Below are 16,174 nucleotides of genomic sequence, written 5' to 3' on the forward strand. Positions count from 1 at the left end.
CCCCTCTACCCCCCGTGCTGGCCCTTGCGCGGAGAAGCTTTGTCTGTCGCCAGGTCCATCCCGGCAAAGCGGATGGGGGTGCGTACGCCCGGGATCGGGGTGCCGTCATCGGCATGGAGCGCCAGTTGCATACCGCGCGCCACGATCTGCGGATCGGCAAAGGCGTCGGCCACGGTGTTGATCGGGCCCGCGGGCACGCCGGCCTGGGCCAGTTGGGCCAACAGGTCATCGCGGATGAACCGGCGGGTCACCGCGCGGATCGCGTCTTCCAATGCTTCGCGATTGTCGAGCCGCGCGGTGTTGCCGACAAAGCGCGGATCGTTGGCCAGATCGGGGCAGCCCGCCACCGTGCAGAATCGGGCGAATTGTCCGTCGTTGCCCACCGCAAGGATGAACCAGCCGTCGGCGGTGGGATAGACCGCATAGGGTGCCACGTTGGGATGCGCGTTGCCCATCCGCGTCGGGCTGATGCCAGACACCAGATAGTTCAGCGCCTGGTTGCCCAGAACACCGACCATCACGTCGAACAGCGCCATGTCGATATGATCGCCGCGCCCGGTTTTGGCACGCGCGGCCAGCGCGGCCTGGATCGCGATCACCGCATAAAGCCCGGTCATGATATCGGCAAAGGCAACGCCGATCTTCTGCGGCGATCCGGCAGGATCGCCGGTCAGGTCCATGATCCCCGACAGCCCCTGGATGATGAAATCATACCCGGCACGCGGGGCATAGGGTCCGTCCTGGCCGAACCCGGTGATCGAACAATAGATCAGCCGCGGATTGATCGCCGACAGGCTCGCATAATCCAGCCCGTATTTGGCGAGCCCGCCCAGCTTGAAATTCTCGATCAGCACGTCGGCGTCGGCGATCAGGTCGCGCACCACCTGCTGGCCTTCGGGTGTCGCGAAATCGGCAATGACCGAGCGTTTGCCCCGGTTGGTGGCATGGTAATAGGCCGCATCGCGGCTGCCATCGGCATATTCGACAAATGGCGGGCCCCAGGTGCGCGTGTCGTCGCCGGCGGCGGATTCCACCTTGATCACCTCGGCGCCCAGGTCGGACAGCGTCTGCCCGGCCCACGGTCCCGCCAGCACGCGCGCCAGTTCGACGACTTTCAGCCCGGCCAGCGGCGTCACGGTCAAAACGCCGCGATGCCGGTGATTGCCCGCCCCAGGATCAGCGCATGGACGTCGTGCGTGCCTTCATAGGTGTTGACCGTTTCCAGGTTCGCCAGGTGACGCATTACCTGATATTCCTCGGAAATACCGTTGCCGCCGTGCATGTCGCGCGCCATCCGCGCAATATCGAGCGCTTTGCCGACATTGTTGCGTTTTACGATCGACACCATTTCGGGCGCAAACTGGCCCTCGTCCATCAGCCGCCCGACGCGCAAGCTGGCCTGCAGGCCCAGCGCAATATCGCTCATCATGTCGGCCAGCTTTTTCTGGAACAGCTGCGTCGCCGCCAGCGGCCGCCCGAACTGTTTGCGATCGAGCCCGTACTGGCGCGCGGCATGCAGGCAGAATTCGGCCGCGCCCAATGCCCCCCACGAAATGCCATAGCGCGCACGGTTAAGGCAACCGAACGGCCCCTTCAGCCCTTCGACATGGGGCAACAGCGCATCTTCACCCACTTCGACATTGTCCATCTGGATCATGCCGGTGATCGACGCGCGCAAGCTCAGCTTGCCGGCGATCTTGGGCGCAACCAGCCCGGCCATGCCCTTTTCCAGCACGAAACCGCGGATCGCCCCGCCATGCGCATCGGATTTGGCCCAGACCACAAACACATCGGCAATCGGCGCGTTGGAAATCCACGTCTTGGCGCCCGAAATGCGATAGCCGCCATCGATCTTTTCCGCGCGCGTGATCATCCCGCCCGGGTCCGATCCGGCATCGGGTTCGGTCAGGCCGAAACAGCCGATCAGTTCGCCCCGCGCCAGCCCCGGCAGATACTTGTGCTTCTGCTCTTCCGAACCGAAGCTGTAGATGGGAAACATCACCAGGCTCGACTGCACGCTCATCATGCTGCGATAGCCTGAATCGATCTTCTCGATCTCGCGCGCAATCAGGCCATAGGCAACGTACGACGCGCCGACCCCGCCATAGGTTTCGGGCACGGTCGGCCCCAGCAGCCCGAGTTCGCCCATTTCGCGAAAGATGCCGGTGTCGGTGGTCTCGTCGCTCCACGCCTTGATCACGCGCGGTTGCAATTTGTCCTCGGCATAGGCCTTGGCCGCATCGCGGATCATGCGCTCTTCCTCGGTCAATTGCGCGTCGAGGAAGAAGGGGTCGCTCCAATCGAACCTGGTCATGCCGGCCATGGCGTCGCTGCCTTTTGCTATACGGTCCCGCCCCGCAATCGGGGTGCTCAGTTGGGCGGTTACGCGCGCGCAATTGGGCGGGCAAGTGTTTTAAAGGACACCCCATGGTGACCTGCAGGCACCAGCGGCAACCAAAAAAATCCTTTGCGCCCATGCCCCGATCCGGCGCAGACCGGACATCATGCCACACACACGCACAATCCTTGAACGCCTGATCGCGTTTCCCACCGTAAGCCGTAGCGGCAACCGCGCGCTGGTCGATTACGTGCGGGCGCTGGTCGAACCGGCAGGGGCGCATGTTGTGACAACCGACGACGGGCCCGACGCCAATATGTGGATCAGCGTCGGGCCGCATGATGTGCCTGGTGTGGTGCTGTCGGGACACAGCGATGTCGTGCCGGTGGCGGGGCAACACTGGCGCCACGATCCGTTTGTGCTGCGTGCCGAGGATGGGCGCCTCTATGGGCGCGGCACGGCCGACATGAAGGGGTTTCTGGCTTCGGCCATCCATGCCGTGCGGATCGCGGCGCTGCGCCCGTTGCGCACGCCGCTGCACCTGGCGATTTCGTTCGACGAGGAAATCGGCTGTGTCGGGGTGCGTTCGTTGTTGCCGGTGCTGGCGGCGCAGCCAGTGCGCCCTCTGCTGGTGTGGATTGGTGAACCGACGGGCCTGAAACTGGCCAGCGGGCACAAGGGCAAATCGGCCTATCGCGTGACCTTTACCGGGCGCGCCGCGCATTCGGCACTGACACCGCAGGGGTTGAACGCGATCTATCTGGCCACCGATTTCATAGGCGCCCTGCGCGACGTGCAGAACGATCTGATCGCGCGCGCCGCGCCCGATCCGGCGTATGATGTCGGCTATTCCACCGTGCATGTCGGCACGATCCGGGGCGGCGAAACGCTGAACATCGTGCCCGAAACCTGCACGCTGGAATTCGAGATCCGCGATCTGGCGATCGACGATGTGGCTGCGATCGAGGCCGACATCCGCAGCCGTGCCACAGCCATCGTCGCCCCCTGGCGCGAACGGTTTCCGGAATGTGCGATCACGATCGAAACGATCAACACCTATCCCGGTCTCGACACGCGCCATCCCGGGGCATTGGCGCTGGCGCGCGCGGTGTCGGGGCACAACGGGGCAGAAATCAAGCTGGCGTTCGGCACCGAAGGTGGGCTGTTTGCCCGGACGCTTGGTGTACCGGCGGTGATCTGCGGCCCCGGATCGATGGACCAGGGGCACAAGCCCGACGAATTTGTGACCGAGGATCAACTGGCGCGCTGCGATGCGATGCTGGCACGACTGATCGACAGGCTTGAGGCGGGGCTTGGTTCAGCTTTTCCGATCCAGGACTGACGGTTTTCGTTATTTGCCCAAACCAGGCGGTGCGGTATATTCGGCACGACACACGCAGGGGAATGGCACGCCATGCACGGCGAACACGTTGAAACGCTGATCATCGGCGGCGGACAGGCGGGCATCGCCGCCAGCGCGCACCTGACCCGGCGTGGCCGACCGCACCTGGTGATCGAACGCGCACGCCTGGCCGAACATTGGCGAACGCGGCGCTGGGATTCGCTGGTGGCCAATGGCCCGGCCTGGCACGACCGTTTTCCCGATCAGACCTTTGCCGTAACCGGCCCCGACGGCTTTGCGCCCAAGGAGGAAGTGGCCGATTATCTGGAACGCTATGCCGCATGCTTTGGCGGCCCGGTCCGCACCGGGGTTGAAATCACGCAGGTGGCGCGCGGTGCCGACGGGCGCTTCGTGGCGCAGACCGACGCCGGCGAAACGCTGACCGCCAGCAACGTCATCGTGGCGACAGGAGCGTTTCACAATCCGGTGATCCCGCCGCTGATCCCCGCAGAGGCGGGCATGACTCAGATCCATTCGGCGGATTACCGCAATCCCGGCCAGTTGCCCGCAGGCGGCGTACTGGTGATCGGCGCCGGATCATCGGGGGTGCAGATTGCCGACGAATTGAACCGTGCGGGGCGCAGGACCTGGCTGGCGGTGGGGCCGCACAGCCGGCCACCGCGGCGCTATCGCGGGCGAGATTTCGTGTGGTGGCTGGGCGTGCTGGGCAAATGGGATCAAAAGCCGGTCGAAACCGGCGGACCGCATGTGACGATCGCGGTCAGCGGCGCGCATGGCGGGCACACCGTGGATTTTCGCGCGCTGGGCCACGCCGGGATCACGCTGGTCGGCCGCGCCACCGGCTTTGCCGAAGGCCGGCTGACCTTTGCCGACGATCTGCCCGCCACCATCGCGGCGGGCGATGCCGATTATCTGGCCACGCTGCGCGAAGCCGATGCCTATGCGCTGCGCGCAGGGCTGGACCTGCCGCCAGAGCCGGAGGCGCATCGGATCGGCCCCGATCCCGATTGCATCGCGGATCCGGCAACAACGCTCGATCTGGCCGCCGCCGGGATCACATCGGTGGTATGGGCCACCGGCTATGCCTTTGATTTCGGATGGATCGACTGCGCGGTGTTCAACCCTGACGGTTCGCCGCGCCACACCTGCGGCATCAGCCCGGTGCCGGGGTTGTATTTCCTGGGCCTGCCCGGCCTGTCGCGCCGGGCTTCGGCGTTCATCTGGGGTGTGTGGCATGACGCCGCATACCTTGCCGACCATATCGCCGCGCCTGTCGCCGCCTGAGGAGCCCGCATGCCCACCCACACCCGCGTCCGCCCGTTCAACACCAAAACGACGTATCCCGAACAGAACCTTGACAATGATCTGTGCCAGGCGGTCGTTGCCAGCGGGCGCATGGTGTTTGTGCGCGGCCAGATCGCGCAGGACCTCGATACGCGCGAAAGCGTGCATGTCGGCGATGCCACGCTGCAAACGCGCAAGGCGATGGAAAACATTGCCCTGTTGATGCAGGAAGCGGGCGGCGATCTGAGCCACGTGTGCCGGGTAGTCGTCTATCTGATCGACATCCGGTACCGCGAAGATGTCTATCGTGAAATGGGTCGCTGGCTGAAAGGCGTGTTCCCGGTTTCGACCGGGCTGGTCGTATCGGCGCTTGCCCGGCCCGAATGGCTGGTCGAGATCGAGGCGACGGCGGTCATTCCATGACTTTTTCGATTGTCGCACATTGCCCGCGCACCGGGCAGTTCGGGGTGGCGCTGTCGTCTTCAAGCCCGGCCGTGGCGGCGCGGTGCGCGCATGCGCGTGCAGGCGTGGGCGCAGTGGCCACGCAAAATGTGACCGATCCGCGCCTGGGTCCGCTGGGGCTTGACCTGATGGCGCGCGGCTATGGCGCGGACGAAACCGTCAATGCGCTTGCCGCAGCCGCAGGCATCCATGCCCCGTGGCGACAGGTGACAGCGGTGAACCACGCCGGCAATGCCGCATTCAGCGGCGCGCGCGCGCTGGGGCGCAACGGCCATGTGATTGCGCCGCACGCCGTGGCGGCGGGCAATATGCTGGCCGACGATCGCGTGCTGTCCGCCATGCTGGCCGCCTGGGCCGCCGATCCTGCTGCACAGTTGGCCGAACGGCTGTTGTGCGCGCTCGAAGCCGCGCTGGAGGCGGGCGGCGAGGAAGGACCGGTTCATTCCGCCGGATTGCTGGTGGTGGCAGACCAGCCCTGGCCGCTGGTCGATCTGCGCGTCGATTGGGCCGACCATGCGCCGATTGCCGCGCTGCGTGATCTGTGGGCGCTGTGGCAGCCGCAGATGCATGCCTATGTTACGCGCGCGCTCGATCCCGCCGATTCGCCAAGCTATGGCGTTCCGGGCGACCGGTGAGCCGCTTTACGCTGAAACAACTGGGCTATTTTGTTGCCGCGGGCGAAGCCGGCAGCATCACGCTGGCCGCCGAGCGCGTGCACATTTCGCAGCCGTCGATTTCTGCGGCGATCGCAGCACTCGAAGCGGAATTCGGGGTGCAACTGTTCGTGCGCCACCATGCGCAGGGCCTGTCGCTGACCGCGGCGGGCGAACGGCTGTTGATGGCGGGGCGCGATCTGTTGCGCGCGGCCGATGATCTGGGCGATCTGGCGCGCGATATCGCCGACGGCATTGCCGGGCCGTTGCGCGTCGGCGCCTTTCGCACGCTGTCATCGCTGGTGTTGCCCGAACTGGTGGCGGGCTTTGCCGCCGCGCATCCGCGCATCGATCTGTCGATGATCGAACATGACGAGGCCGACCTTGCCACGCGGTTGCGCCGGGGCGAGATCGATCTGGCGCTGAGCTATGCGCAAAAGGCCGACGATCTGGCGTTTGAGCCGCTGGCGCTGCTGCCCACGTATATTGTGCTGGGTGCGGACCACGCGCTGGCCACGCGCAGCAGGCTCGCGCTGGCCGACCTGGTCGCGGTGCCGTTCATCCTGCTCGATATGCCGATCAGCCGCGATTATTTCCGATCGCTGTTCGAAACGGCCGGGGTGCCGATGCGGCCCGCGGCACGTTCGGACCAACCCGAAACGATCCGATCGATGGTCGGCAGCGGGCTTGGCTGGTCGTTGATGACCGCGCGCCCCGCCAGCCGCGTTGCCGCCAATGGGCGCCCCCTTGCCTATGTGCCACTGGCCGATGATGTGCCCCCGATCGCGCTCGGCCTGTTGACCAATCCGGTCCTGCGCCAGACCCGCGCGGCAGCGGCCTTTGCAGAGTTCTGTCGCACGCGGATGACCACCGCGCACTTGCCCGGCATGGCGCGCGTTTAGCCGGGCTTGAGCGCGGGCGGCACTGCCAGCACGCGCGGCATCCGCGCGGCAAGGTCGATGACCAGTTCACCAAACAGGCCATTGGCCCAGGCAAACCACGGCCGCGTGTAATGCGTCGGATTGCCCGCCTCGAACGCTTCGTGCATGTACCCGGTGCCGGCGTGGCTGGTCTTGAGCTGCGCCAGGCACCCGGCCACCACGCGTGGGTCGTCCGACGACAGCGCGCGCACGGTCAGCGACATCGGCCAGATCATGCCCAGCCCGACATGCGGGCCGCCGATCCCCGAATGGCCGCCCTGGGAAAAGAAATACGGATTGGCGGTCGACCAGCAGCGCGCCTCGGTGCGGCGGAACAGCGGATCGTCGCGCGACACCGCACCGAGATAGGCGAGCGATGACAGGCTGGGCGCATTGGCGTCGTCCATGAACAGCGTGTTGCCATAGCCATCGACTTCGTAGGCCCAGACCGCATTGGCCCCTTCACCGATCCGGCCGTATTGCATCAGCGCCGCGGCCACTTCATCGGCCAGCGCCATGGCATCGTTGGCCAGCGCGGCGTCGTGCAGCACCACCCCTGCAATTTCGGCCAGCCAGCGCAGCGCGCGCACCGCGAACAGATTGGCCGGGATCAGGAACGGATAGACGCAGGCATCGTCCGAAGGGCGGAACATCGCATGGATCAGCCCGACCTTGCGCGTGGGCGCACCCATGCCGCCCAGCATCACCGTGTCGATCGGATTGGGGGTGGTGCGTTGAAAACGATAGGGGCTTTTGCCGTCCTTGCGCTGTTCGGCGCGCAAGGTGGCGACGATCACTTGCGCGGCGCGGTGCCATTCGCTGTCGAACGGGGCCGTATCGCCCGTCGCCCGCCAATAGCCCCAGGCCAGGCGCACCGGGTGGCACAGCGAATCGATCTCCCACTTGCGCTCGGCCACGCCGGGCCGCATCGCGGTGGCATCGGACGACACCCACCACAGCGGCGATTTGGGCGAATTGGGATCGCGTGCAAAGGCATTGGCATAAGGATCGATCAGGATCGATCGCGCGTGCCGCCCGATCAGCCCGCGATACATCCGCTGCAACGCCGGATCGTCCTTGGCCAGATGGACATAGCCCCACACTTGCGCCGAACTGTCGCGCAACCACATCGCCGGAATATCGCCGGTCAGGATGAAGGTATCGGGCCGGCCGTTCATCGTGCCGACTTCGGTCGTGGTGTCGAGCGTGTTGGGATAACAGTTGGCAAACAGCCACGCCAGTTCCGGATCGGCGATCTGGGCCGACACGCGGGCAATTTCGGTTTCGACCGCGGGGCTGGAAAAGCGCCGATCGCGGGGCAATGGCCGGCGCGATACGAATTCGGCGGCCTGTGCGCGCGGCGCGCCTTCGGGCAGCACCCCCACCCCTTCGGCCAAGGCCACGGCCCCGGCGGTGCCGAGACGGCGCAGGAACAGGCGGCGATCAAGCAAGGCGGCAGTCAGGTTCACAGCGGTGGCGGGATCGACTCTGGGCACAAGGGACCGGTTTGGATGACCCGAAACACCCGTTTCAGGCGGCGTCCCCCGTTCGAACACCAGATGACAGCCCCATGCAAGCGCCAAGTTGATCGCGCATGGCCGGCAGCAGATCGTGTTCGGCCAACGATTGCGCAAATCCCGCGTCGCACAGCAGGCCGATGCTGCGCCGAAATGCATATCCGGCAACATCGATCGGCACCGTTCCGGCAATCGCCAGCGAAACCGGTGCGGTGGTGATGCCAAGGCCTGCCGCGACCATCGCCATGCACCGTTCATCGCTGTCGCTGCGCAAGGCAAACCGTGGCCGCACCCCGGCCGCGGTGAAAAACCGGCTGGTATCGTCCAGCACTTCGCAAGACCGGCGCGCGATCATGATTTCGCTGGCCAGTTCCTCGGGCTCAACGGTGCCCACGCGGGCCAGACGATGATCGACAGGCACGATCATGCGATAGTCTTCCTGCCATAAATGATGCCCACCGCGCTCGCCGTCGCGCAGCAGCGTCAGTGCGCCGGCGATGCGCCCGCTGGCCAGGTGTCCGCGCAATTCCTGGTCGGTGCCTTCGACCAGTTCAACCCCGAATGCGCGCAGCAAAGGCATCACCACCGCGCGCAGTGCCCCGCCCGAAACGGTGCGGATCGTGCCCAGCCGCAAGCTTGGCCAATCGGGCGATGCGCCCCGGCCGAATCCGTCGGCGGCACGAAACGCCCGTTCAAGGTCGCGCGCCAGCGGCAGGAATGCGCCGCCCGCCTCGGTCAGGCGCACATGGCGCCGGTTGCGCACGAACAGCCGCGTGCCGACCAACCGTTCCAGTTCGGCAATCCCTGCCGACAGCGAGGGCTGCGTGATATGCAGCCGTGCTGCCGCCTGCACAAAGCTGCCCGCGTCGGCCACGCCCAGGAACTGGCGGATGTGATGGCGTTTTATCATAGATGAAACCTATATGAGGATGCGCCCATTTTCAATTTCCGCGATATTGCCGCATCGGCTAGATTGCCGGCATAACCGGTGAAGAGGATGTGATGCGCGCGACCCCCGAATTCGATTTCGGCCTGTCCGAACAGACCCTGATGCTGCGCGATACGGTCGCGCGCTTTGCCGACGAACGCATCGCGCCGATCGCCGCGGCGATCGATGCCGAAGACCGTTTCCCGCGCGAATTGTGGCCCGAAATGGGCGCGCTGGGCCTGCACGGATTGACCGTGGACGAAGCCGACGGCGGGCTGGGCCTGGGCTATCTCGACCATGTCATCGCGGTCGAGGAAATCAGCCGTGCCAGTGCCAGCGTGGGCCTGTCGTATGGCGCGCATTCGAACTTGTGCATCAACCAGATCCGCCGCTGGGCCACGCCCGAGCAAAAGGCGAAATACCTGGCCCCGCTGATCAGCGGCGAACATGTCGGCGCGCTGGCGATGTCCGAAGCCGGCGCGGGCAGCGATGTGGTGGGGATGAAACTGCGCGCAGAGGCGGTGCCCGGCGGGTTTCGCCTGAACGGCACCAAGTACTGGATCACCAACGGATCGATCGCCGAGACACTGGTGGTCTATGCCAAGACCGCGCCCGAAGGCGGATCGCGCGGCATTACCGCGTTTCTGATCGAGAAACAGTTTGCCGGATTTTCGATCGGACAAAAGATCGACAAGATGGGCATGCGCGGATCGCCCACCGCCGAACTGGTGTTCGACGATTGCTTCGTGCCCGAAGACGCGGTGATGGGCCCGCTGCACGGCGGGGTGGGCGTGTTGATGAGCGGGCTGGATTACGAACGCGTCGTCTTGGCCGGGCTGCAGCTGGGCATCATGCAGGCCTGCCTCGACACGGTGATCCCGTTTGTGCGCGAACGGCGCCAGTTCGGCCAGGCGATCGGATCGTTCCAGCTGATGCAGGCCAAAGTGGCCGACATGTACGTGGCGCTGCAATCGGCGCGTGCCTACGTCTATGCGGTGGCACGCGCCTGCGACAATGGCCAGACCACGCGGTTCGACGCGGCGGGCGCGATCCTGCTGGCCAGCGAAAACGCATTCCGCGCAAGCGGCGAGGCGGTGCAGGCACTGGGCGGCGCCGGCTATACCAAGGACTGGCCGGTCGAACGCTATCTGCGCGATGCGAAACTGCTCGATATCGGCGCGGGCACCAATGAGATCCGCCGCATGCTGATCGGCCGCGAACTGATCGGGGCGCGGTCGTGATGCGCAAGACCCCGCGCGCTAGCGCGCGCCTGCACCAGGGGGTCTGACATGACCGCGCCCGTCATTCCGACATCGCTTGACCGCACCAGCCCCGAGGCAATGGCGCGCGATGTGCACAACCGCGCGCTGGCCGCAGACTTGCGCGACCGGGTCGCAGCGGTCGGCGCAGGCGGTGGCGAAACGGCGCGCGAACGGCACACATCGCGGGGCAAGCTGTTGCCGCGCGAACGCGTCGAACGCCTGCTCGATCCGGGATCGCCGTTTCTGGAACTGGCGCAGCTGGCCGCAACGGGCCTGTACGATGACGCTGTGCCGGGTGCCGGTCTGATCACCGGGATCGGCCGCGTGTCGGGCCGTCAGGTGATGATCGTGGCCAACGATGCCACGGTCAAGGGCGGCACCTATTACCCGCTGACAGTGAAAAAGCATCTGCGTGCGCAGGCGATCGCTGCCGAAAACCGCCTGCCGTGCGTCTATCTGGTCGATTCGGGCGGGGCCAACCTGCCGCACCAGGCCGAGGTGTTTCCCGACCGCGACCATTTCGGGCGGATTTTCTTCAACCAGGCGCAGATGTCGGCACAGGGCATTGCCCAGATCGCCTGCGTCATGGGCAGTTGCACCGCCGGGGGCGCCTACGTGCCCGCGATGAGCGATGAAACCGTGATAGTGCGCAACCAGGGCACGATCTTTCTGGCGGGGCCGCCGCTGGTCAAGGCCGCGACCGGCGAAGACATTACCGCCGAAGACCTGGGCGGCGGCGATCTGCACGCACGCAAATCGGGCGTGGCCGACCATCTGGCCGCCAGCGACGATCACGCACTGGCCATCCTGCGCGACATCGTCAGCACCCTGCCCCCGGCGCAACCGACCCCGGTCAACCGCCGCGAAACGGTTGCGCCGCTCTATCCGGCCGATGATCTCTACAGCCTGATCCCCGAAGATGTGCGCGGCAGCATGGACGCGCGCGAAATCATCGCGCGGCTGGTCGACGGCAGCGAATTTCACGAATTCAAACCGTTGTATGGCACCACGCTGATCACCGGCTTTGCACATGTCCACGGACAGCCGGTGGCGATCCTGGCCAACAATGGCGTGCTGTTTTCGGAATCCGCCACCAAAGGCGCGCATTTCATCGAACTGGCGTGTCAGCGCCGCATTCCGCTGCTGTTTCTGCAAAACATCACCGGCTTCATGGTGGGCGGCAAATACGAAGCCGAAGGGATCGCCCGCCACGGTGCCAAGCTGGTAACTGCGGTCGCCACCGCCAATGTGCCCAAGCTGACCGTGCTGATCGGCGGATCGTTCGGCGCGGGCAATTACGGCATGTGCGGGCGCGCCTACGATCCGCGGTTCCTGTTCACCTGGCCCAATGCGCGGATTTCGGTGATGGGCGGCGAACAGGCGGCCAGCGTGCTGGCCACGGTGCACCGCGATGCGGCCACCTGGACACCCGCACAGGCCGAAGCGTTCAAGGCCCCGATCCGCGACCGGTTCGATGCCGAAGGCAGTCCCTATTTCGCCAGTGCCCGGCTGTGGGATGACGGCATCATCGATCCGGCACAAACGCGCGATGTGATCGGCCTGGCGCTGTCGGCAGCGCTAGAAGCCCCCTTCCCCGAAGCGCCACGCTTCGGCGTGTTCCGGATGTAGCCGATGATCAAAAGCCTGCTTATTGCCAATCGCGGCGAGATTGCCTGCCGGATCATCCGCACCGCGCGCGCGCTTGGGATTCGCACCGTGGCGGTGCATTCGGATGCCGATGCCGGCGCGCTGCATGTGCGCATGGCCGATGCGGCCGTGGCAATCGGACCGGCACCAGCACGCCAATCCTATCTGGCGGGGGACCGGATCATCGCCGCCGCGCTGGGCGCGGGCGCGCAGGCGATCCATCCCGGCTATGGCTTTCTGTCAGAAAACGCGGCCTTTGCGCAAAGCGTGATCGACGCCGGCTTGATCTGGGTCGGGCCCGATCCCGCCAGCATTACCGCGATGGGGCTGAAGGATGCGGCCAAGCACCTGATGGCGCAGGCGGGCGTGCCCGTCACCCCCGGCTACATGGGCGAAAACCAGGAACCGGCGTTTCTGGCCGCACAGGCGGCGGCAATCGGCTATCCGGTGCTGATCAAGGCGGTTGCCGGCGGCGGCGGCAAAGGCATGCGGCTGGTGGAAGACCCGGCACAGTTTGCCGAAATGCTGGCATCGTGCCAGCGCGAGGCGCTGGCATCGTTCGGCAACGCGCATGTGCTGATCGAGACATACATCGCCTCGCCCCGCCATATCGAGGTGCAGGTGTTTGGCGATGCCCATGGCAATGTGGTGCACCTGTTCGAACGCGACTGTTCGCTGCAGCGGCGCCACCAGAAAGTGATCGAAGAGGCGCCTGCGCCGGGCATGGACGTGGACACGCGGGCGGCGCTGTGCGCCGCCGCGGTGCGCGCGGCCCGCGCGGTGAATTATTGCGGGGCGGGTACGATCGAATTCATCGCCGATGGTTCGGGCGCGCTGTCGGCCGATCGCATCTGGTTCATGGAAATGAACACCCGGCTGCAAGTCGAACATCCGGTGACCGAGGCGATCACCGGCATAGATCTGGTCGAATGGCAATTGCGCGTGGCATCGGGCGAACCGCTGCCGCTGACCCAGGCGGCGATCACGATGGCGGGCCATGCGGTCGAAGCGCGGCTTTATGCCGAAGATCCGTCCACCGGATTTCTGCCCAGCATCGGCAGGCTTGATCATTTCCGCCTGCCACAGACGGGCCGGATCGACAGCGGTGTCGAACAGGGCGATGCAATCAGCCCGTTTTACGACCCGATGATGGCCAAGCTTATTCAGCACGCGCCGACGCGGACCGAGGCCATCGCGGGCCTGGCCGACATGGCCCGCGCGGTCGAATGCTGGCCGGTGCGCACCAATGCCGGTTTCGTCGCGCGCGCGCTGGCCGACGCCGATGTCGTGGCCGGGCGGCTCGATACCGGACTGGTCGGGCGGCGTGGCGACGACTGGGCGGCGCGTCCAGCGCCTGGCATGCCGCTGTTGCGCGCAGTGGCGCAGCATCTGCATGGCCCGGCCTGGCCCATGGCGGGATGGCGGCTCAACGCCCCGGCGATACCGACCACACTGCGGCTTGATGACGGCGAAGCCGTTCACACGGTGGCGGTTGCGGGCGACGCGCGCGGGGCGATCACGCCCATGCCCCACGGCGTCCTGGCCAGCGAGGCGGGCGCAACCTGGTTGATCCGGCCCTGGCGTCCGGCCGGGGTCGAAGATGCCGCAACGGCCGGCGCATTGCACGCGCCGATGCCCGGGCTGGTGACCGCGGTGATGGTGGCTGTGGGCGATCGCGTTGCCAAAGGTCAGACGCTGCTGACACTCGAAGCGATGAAAATGGAACAGGCGATCAAAAGCCCGATCGACGGCGTGATCAGCCAATTGCCTGTTGCGGCCGGGCAGCAAGTCGGCGCAGAGGCGCTGCTGGTGCGTGTGGAAAAGGAACAGGGCTGATGCCGGGACGTTTTTTCGAAGACTGGACGATCGGCACGCGGATCACGCATCAGCCCAGCCGCACTGTCACCGAAACCGACAACCTGCTGTTTTCAGCGATGACCCACAACCTGCAACCGCTGCATCTTGATGCCGAAACCGCGCGCGCCAGCGAATTCGGCCAGATTCTGGTCAATTCCACCTTTACCTTTGCGCTGTGCGTGGGGCTTTCGGTGGGTGACACCACCGTCGGCACGCTGGTGGCCAATCTGGGCTTTGACAAAGTGGTCACGCCCCGGCCGACATTCATCGGCGACACGCTGACCTGTCACAGCGAAGTTATCGAACTGCGCGACAGCAAGTCTCGGCCCGAAGCAGGGCTGGTCGTCTTTCGCCACGCGTTGACCAACCAGCGCGGGGACGAAGTGCTGTCGTGCACGCGTACCGCGCTGATCAGGCGGCAGGCCTGAGCCGCATCGAAAAACCCGCAGCGATCACCAGCGCACCTGCGCCAAAGGCCATCGTCCACACCGGCTGGCCCGGAAACGCCAGTTTCAGGATCGATCCCATCAGCGTCGATACCAGCAATTGCGGCACCACCACAAACACGTTGAACAGGCCCATATAAACCCCCAGCTTTGACTGCGGCAGGCTGGACGCCAGGATCGTATAGGGCATTCCCAGGATCGAGGCCCAGGCCATGCCCACCCCGATCTCGCTCGCGATCAGCAGCATGGGATCGTGCAGCACCATGAAACTGCCCAGCCCCGCAGCGCCAGCCAACAGGCACAAGGCATGCGCGCGCGCGCTGCCCATGGTGCGCGCCAGCCACGGCAGCGCGGTCAGCGAAAACAGCGCCGCCACACCGTTGTAACAGGTGAACAGCACCCCGACCCAGTTGCCCGCCGCCTGATAGCCCGCACTCGCGGTATCGCTGGTGCCATAGAACACTTGCGCCACCACCGGCGTGGAATAGATCCACATCACGAACAGCGCCGACCAGCTGAAAAACTGGACCACCGCCAGCCGTTTCATCAGCGCGGGCATGCCCGAAAAATCACCGACGATGCTGGCCAGCATCGTCTGCCCGCGCCCCACCCGCGCCAGCCCCCAGGCCACCAGCGACAGCACGCCATAGCCCGCCAGCAATGCACCCAGCAGATAGACCTCTTTTTGCAGATGCAGCCGTGGCACCAGCGCCAGCACGACCAGCCCGCCGGCAATCCACACCAGGCTGGGGGTCCAGCCGCGCGCCACCAGATCGACCGCGGGATGCGCATGATCGTCTTCGTGCCCGAACGCGGCCATTTCATCGGGCGAATATTCGCGATTGCCCAAAACCGTGGCCAGCACCGCGATCAGCAAGGCGGCGGCACCTGCATAAAAGCTGATCCGCACGGTATCGGGGATCATGCCGGCCGATGCCACATTGGCCACACCGAAATGGCTGAGCACAAAGGGAAAAATCGAACCGACCACCGCACCCGCGCCGATAAATGCGGTCTGCACCGCATAGCCCGCAGCGTGCTGATCCGAACGCAGGCTGTCGCCGACAAAGGCCCGAAACGGCTCCATCGCCACATTCATGCTGCCATCGAGCAGCCACAGCAGCAGTGCTGCGGCCAGCAACCCCTGCGCCTGCGGCATGCCCACCAGCGCCAGCGAGGCAAGCACCGCACCCGCCAGGAAATAGGGCCGGCGCCGCCCGAACCGGCCCAGCCAGGTGCGATCCGACAGATGGCCGATAATCGGCTGGACGAGCAGCCCGGTCAACGGCGCCGCCATCCACAGCGCGGCCAGATCGTCGACACTGCTGCCCAACGACTGGAACACCCGGCTCATATTGGCGTTTTGCAGCGCAAACCCGATCTGGATGCCGAAAAAGCCCACGCTGATGCGACACAGGCCAAAAAAGGACCGGCGCGGCTTGTCCATGCATTCTCTCCCCGGGGGTATCAATTTATCGCCAGGACCGCTTACCCGCA

Annotated in this window: 14 protein-coding genes; 9 read left to right on the forward strand and 5 right to left on the reverse strand. The window is 65.6% G+C overall.

The window, feature by feature from the left end:
• Positions 1-5: 5 nt before the first annotated feature.
• Both G404_RS0102190 and G404_RS0102195 read right to left on the reverse strand, forming a co-directional pair.
• Positions 6-1,142: a CaiB/BaiF CoA transferase family protein gene (locus tag G404_RS0102190; RefSeq protein ID WP_028639632.1), complete on the reverse strand. Its 1,137-nt coding sequence runs from the start codon at positions 1,140-1,142 to the stop codon at positions 6-8.
• Complete coding sequence (locus G404_RS0102195; protein ID WP_028639633.1) at positions 1,139-2,323, reverse strand: acyl-CoA dehydrogenase; 1,185 nt, start codon at positions 2,321-2,323, stop codon at positions 1,139-1,141. The genes G404_RS0102190 and G404_RS0102195 overlap by 4 nt, the downstream gene beginning before the upstream one ends.
• Before the next feature lie 181 nt (positions 2,324-2,504).
• On the opposite strand from G404_RS0102195, the gene argE reads away from it, so the two are divergent.
• The 5 genes from argE to G404_RS0102220 all read left to right on the forward strand — a co-directional run bounded on the left by argE (position 2,505) and on the right by G404_RS0102220 (position 7,002).
• Positions 2,505-3,680, forward strand: coding sequence for an acetylornithine deacetylase (gene argE / locus G404_RS17785; protein ID WP_036520034.1), 1,176 nt, complete (start codon positions 2,505-2,507; stop codon positions 3,678-3,680).
• Positions 3,681-3,752: 72 nt separating this feature from the next.
• Positions 3,753-4,985, forward strand: a complete 1,233-nt coding sequence (locus G404_RS0102205) for a flavin-containing monooxygenase (protein WP_028639634.1) — start codon at positions 3,753-3,755, stop codon at positions 4,983-4,985.
• A gap of 9 nt (positions 4,986-4,994) precedes the next feature.
• Entirely contained in the window at positions 4,995-5,408 is a 414-nt protein-coding gene (locus G404_RS0102210) for a RidA family protein (protein ID WP_028639635.1), read from the forward strand.
• Positions 5,405-6,082, forward strand: a complete 678-nt coding sequence (locus tag G404_RS0102215) for a DUF1028 domain-containing protein (RefSeq protein ID WP_028639636.1) — start codon at positions 5,405-5,407, stop codon at positions 6,080-6,082. Before G404_RS0102210 ends, G404_RS0102215 begins: the two co-directional genes overlap by 4 nt.
• On the forward strand, positions 6,079-7,002 hold the full coding sequence (locus tag G404_RS0102220) for a LysR family transcriptional regulator (RefSeq protein ID WP_028639637.1): 924 nt from the start codon (positions 6,079-6,081) through the stop codon (positions 7,000-7,002). Before G404_RS0102215 ends, G404_RS0102220 begins: the two co-directional genes overlap by 4 nt.
• Here G404_RS0102220 and G404_RS0102225 read toward each other — a convergent pair.
• Both G404_RS0102225 and G404_RS0102230 read right to left on the reverse strand, forming a co-directional pair.
• Positions 6,999-8,516 carry a glycoside hydrolase family 125 protein gene (locus tag G404_RS0102225; protein ID WP_169719668.1) on the reverse strand — a complete coding sequence of 506 codons (1,518 nt, stop codon included), beginning with the start codon at positions 8,514-8,516 and terminating at the stop codon, positions 6,999-7,001. The genes G404_RS0102220 and G404_RS0102225 overlap by 4 nt on opposite strands.
• 34 nt (positions 8,517-8,550) lie before the next feature.
• Positions 8,551-9,447, reverse strand: a complete 897-nt coding sequence (locus G404_RS0102230; RefSeq protein ID WP_028639639.1) for a LysR family transcriptional regulator — start codon at positions 9,445-9,447, stop codon at positions 8,551-8,553.
• A 92-nt stretch (positions 9,448-9,539) separates the two neighbouring features.
• Here G404_RS0102230 and G404_RS0102235 point away from each other — a divergent pair, with 92 nt between their 5' ends.
• Genes G404_RS0102235 through G404_RS0102250 form a run of 4 tightly spaced genes read left to right on the forward strand, consistent with a single transcriptional unit; the run spans position 9,540 to position 14,659 of the window.
• Complete coding sequence (locus G404_RS0102235) at positions 9,540-10,706, forward strand: acyl-CoA dehydrogenase family protein (protein ID WP_028639640.1); 1,167 nt, start codon at positions 9,540-9,542, stop codon at positions 10,704-10,706.
• A gap of 48 nt (positions 10,707-10,754) precedes the next feature.
• Positions 10,755-12,356 (forward strand): carboxyl transferase domain-containing protein, encoded by a 1,602-nt coding sequence (locus G404_RS0102240; protein WP_028639641.1) that lies wholly within the window; start codon positions 10,755-10,757, stop codon positions 12,354-12,356.
• 3 nt (positions 12,357-12,359) lie between these two features.
• Entirely contained in the window at positions 12,360-14,210 is a 1,851-nt protein-coding gene (locus G404_RS0102245; RefSeq protein WP_028639642.1) for an ATP-binding protein, read from the forward strand.
• Positions 14,210-14,659, forward strand: coding sequence for a MaoC family dehydratase (locus G404_RS0102250; RefSeq protein WP_028639643.1), 450 nt, complete (start codon positions 14,210-14,212; stop codon positions 14,657-14,659). The genes G404_RS0102245 and G404_RS0102250 overlap by 1 nt, the downstream gene beginning before the upstream one ends.
• Here G404_RS0102250 and G404_RS0102255 read toward each other — a convergent pair.
• Positions 14,643-16,124 carry an MFS transporter gene (locus G404_RS0102255; RefSeq protein ID WP_028639644.1) on the reverse strand — a complete coding sequence of 494 codons (1,482 nt, stop codon included), beginning with the start codon at positions 16,122-16,124 and terminating at the stop codon, positions 14,643-14,645. The two genes, G404_RS0102250 and G404_RS0102255, sit on opposite strands and share 17 nt — an antisense overlap.
• Positions 16,125-16,174: the final 50 nt, after the last annotated feature.

The sequence above is a fragment of the Novosphingobium acidiphilum DSM 19966 genome, from assembly GCF_000429005.1.
GTDB lineage: Bacteria > Pseudomonadota > Alphaproteobacteria > Sphingomonadales > Sphingomonadaceae > Novosphingobium > Novosphingobium acidiphilum.

What these genes read in the sequence shown, in the direction of transcription:
- G404_RS0102195 (WP_028639633.1), bottom strand. Translation starts at nt 2,323, where the DNA reads ATGGCCGGCATGACCAGGTTCGATTGGAGCGACCCCTTCTTCCTCGAC.
- argE (WP_036520034.1), top strand. Translation starts at nt 2,505, where the DNA reads ATGCCACACACACGCACAATCCTTGAACGCCTGATCGCGTTTCCCACC.
- G404_RS0102205 (WP_028639634.1), top strand. Translation starts at nt 3,753, where the DNA reads ATGCACGGCGAACACGTTGAAACGCTGATCATCGGCGGCGGACAGGCG.
- G404_RS0102210 (WP_028639635.1), top strand. Translation starts at nt 4,995, where the DNA reads ATGCCCACCCACACCCGCGTCCGCCCGTTCAACACCAAAACGACGTAT.
- G404_RS0102215 (WP_028639636.1), top strand. Translation starts at nt 5,405, where the DNA reads ATGACTTTTTCGATTGTCGCACATTGCCCGCGCACCGGGCAGTTCGGG.
- G404_RS0102230 (WP_028639639.1), bottom strand. Translation starts at nt 9,447, where the DNA reads ATGATAAAACGCCATCACATCCGCCAGTTCCTGGGCGTGGCCGACGCG.
- G404_RS0102235 (WP_028639640.1), top strand. Translation starts at nt 9,540, where the DNA reads ATGCGCGCGACCCCCGAATTCGATTTCGGCCTGTCCGAACAGACCCTG.
- G404_RS0102240 (WP_028639641.1), top strand. Translation starts at nt 10,755, where the DNA reads ATGACCGCGCCCGTCATTCCGACATCGCTTGACCGCACCAGCCCCGAG.
- G404_RS0102245 (WP_028639642.1), top strand. Translation starts at nt 12,360, where the DNA reads ATGATCAAAAGCCTGCTTATTGCCAATCGCGGCGAGATTGCCTGCCGG.
- G404_RS0102250 (WP_028639643.1), top strand. Translation starts at nt 14,210, where the DNA reads ATGCCGGGACGTTTTTTCGAAGACTGGACGATCGGCACGCGGATCACG.
- G404_RS0102255 (WP_028639644.1), bottom strand. Translation starts at nt 16,124, where the DNA reads ATGGACAAGCCGCGCCGGTCCTTTTTTGGCCTGTGTCGCATCAGCGTG.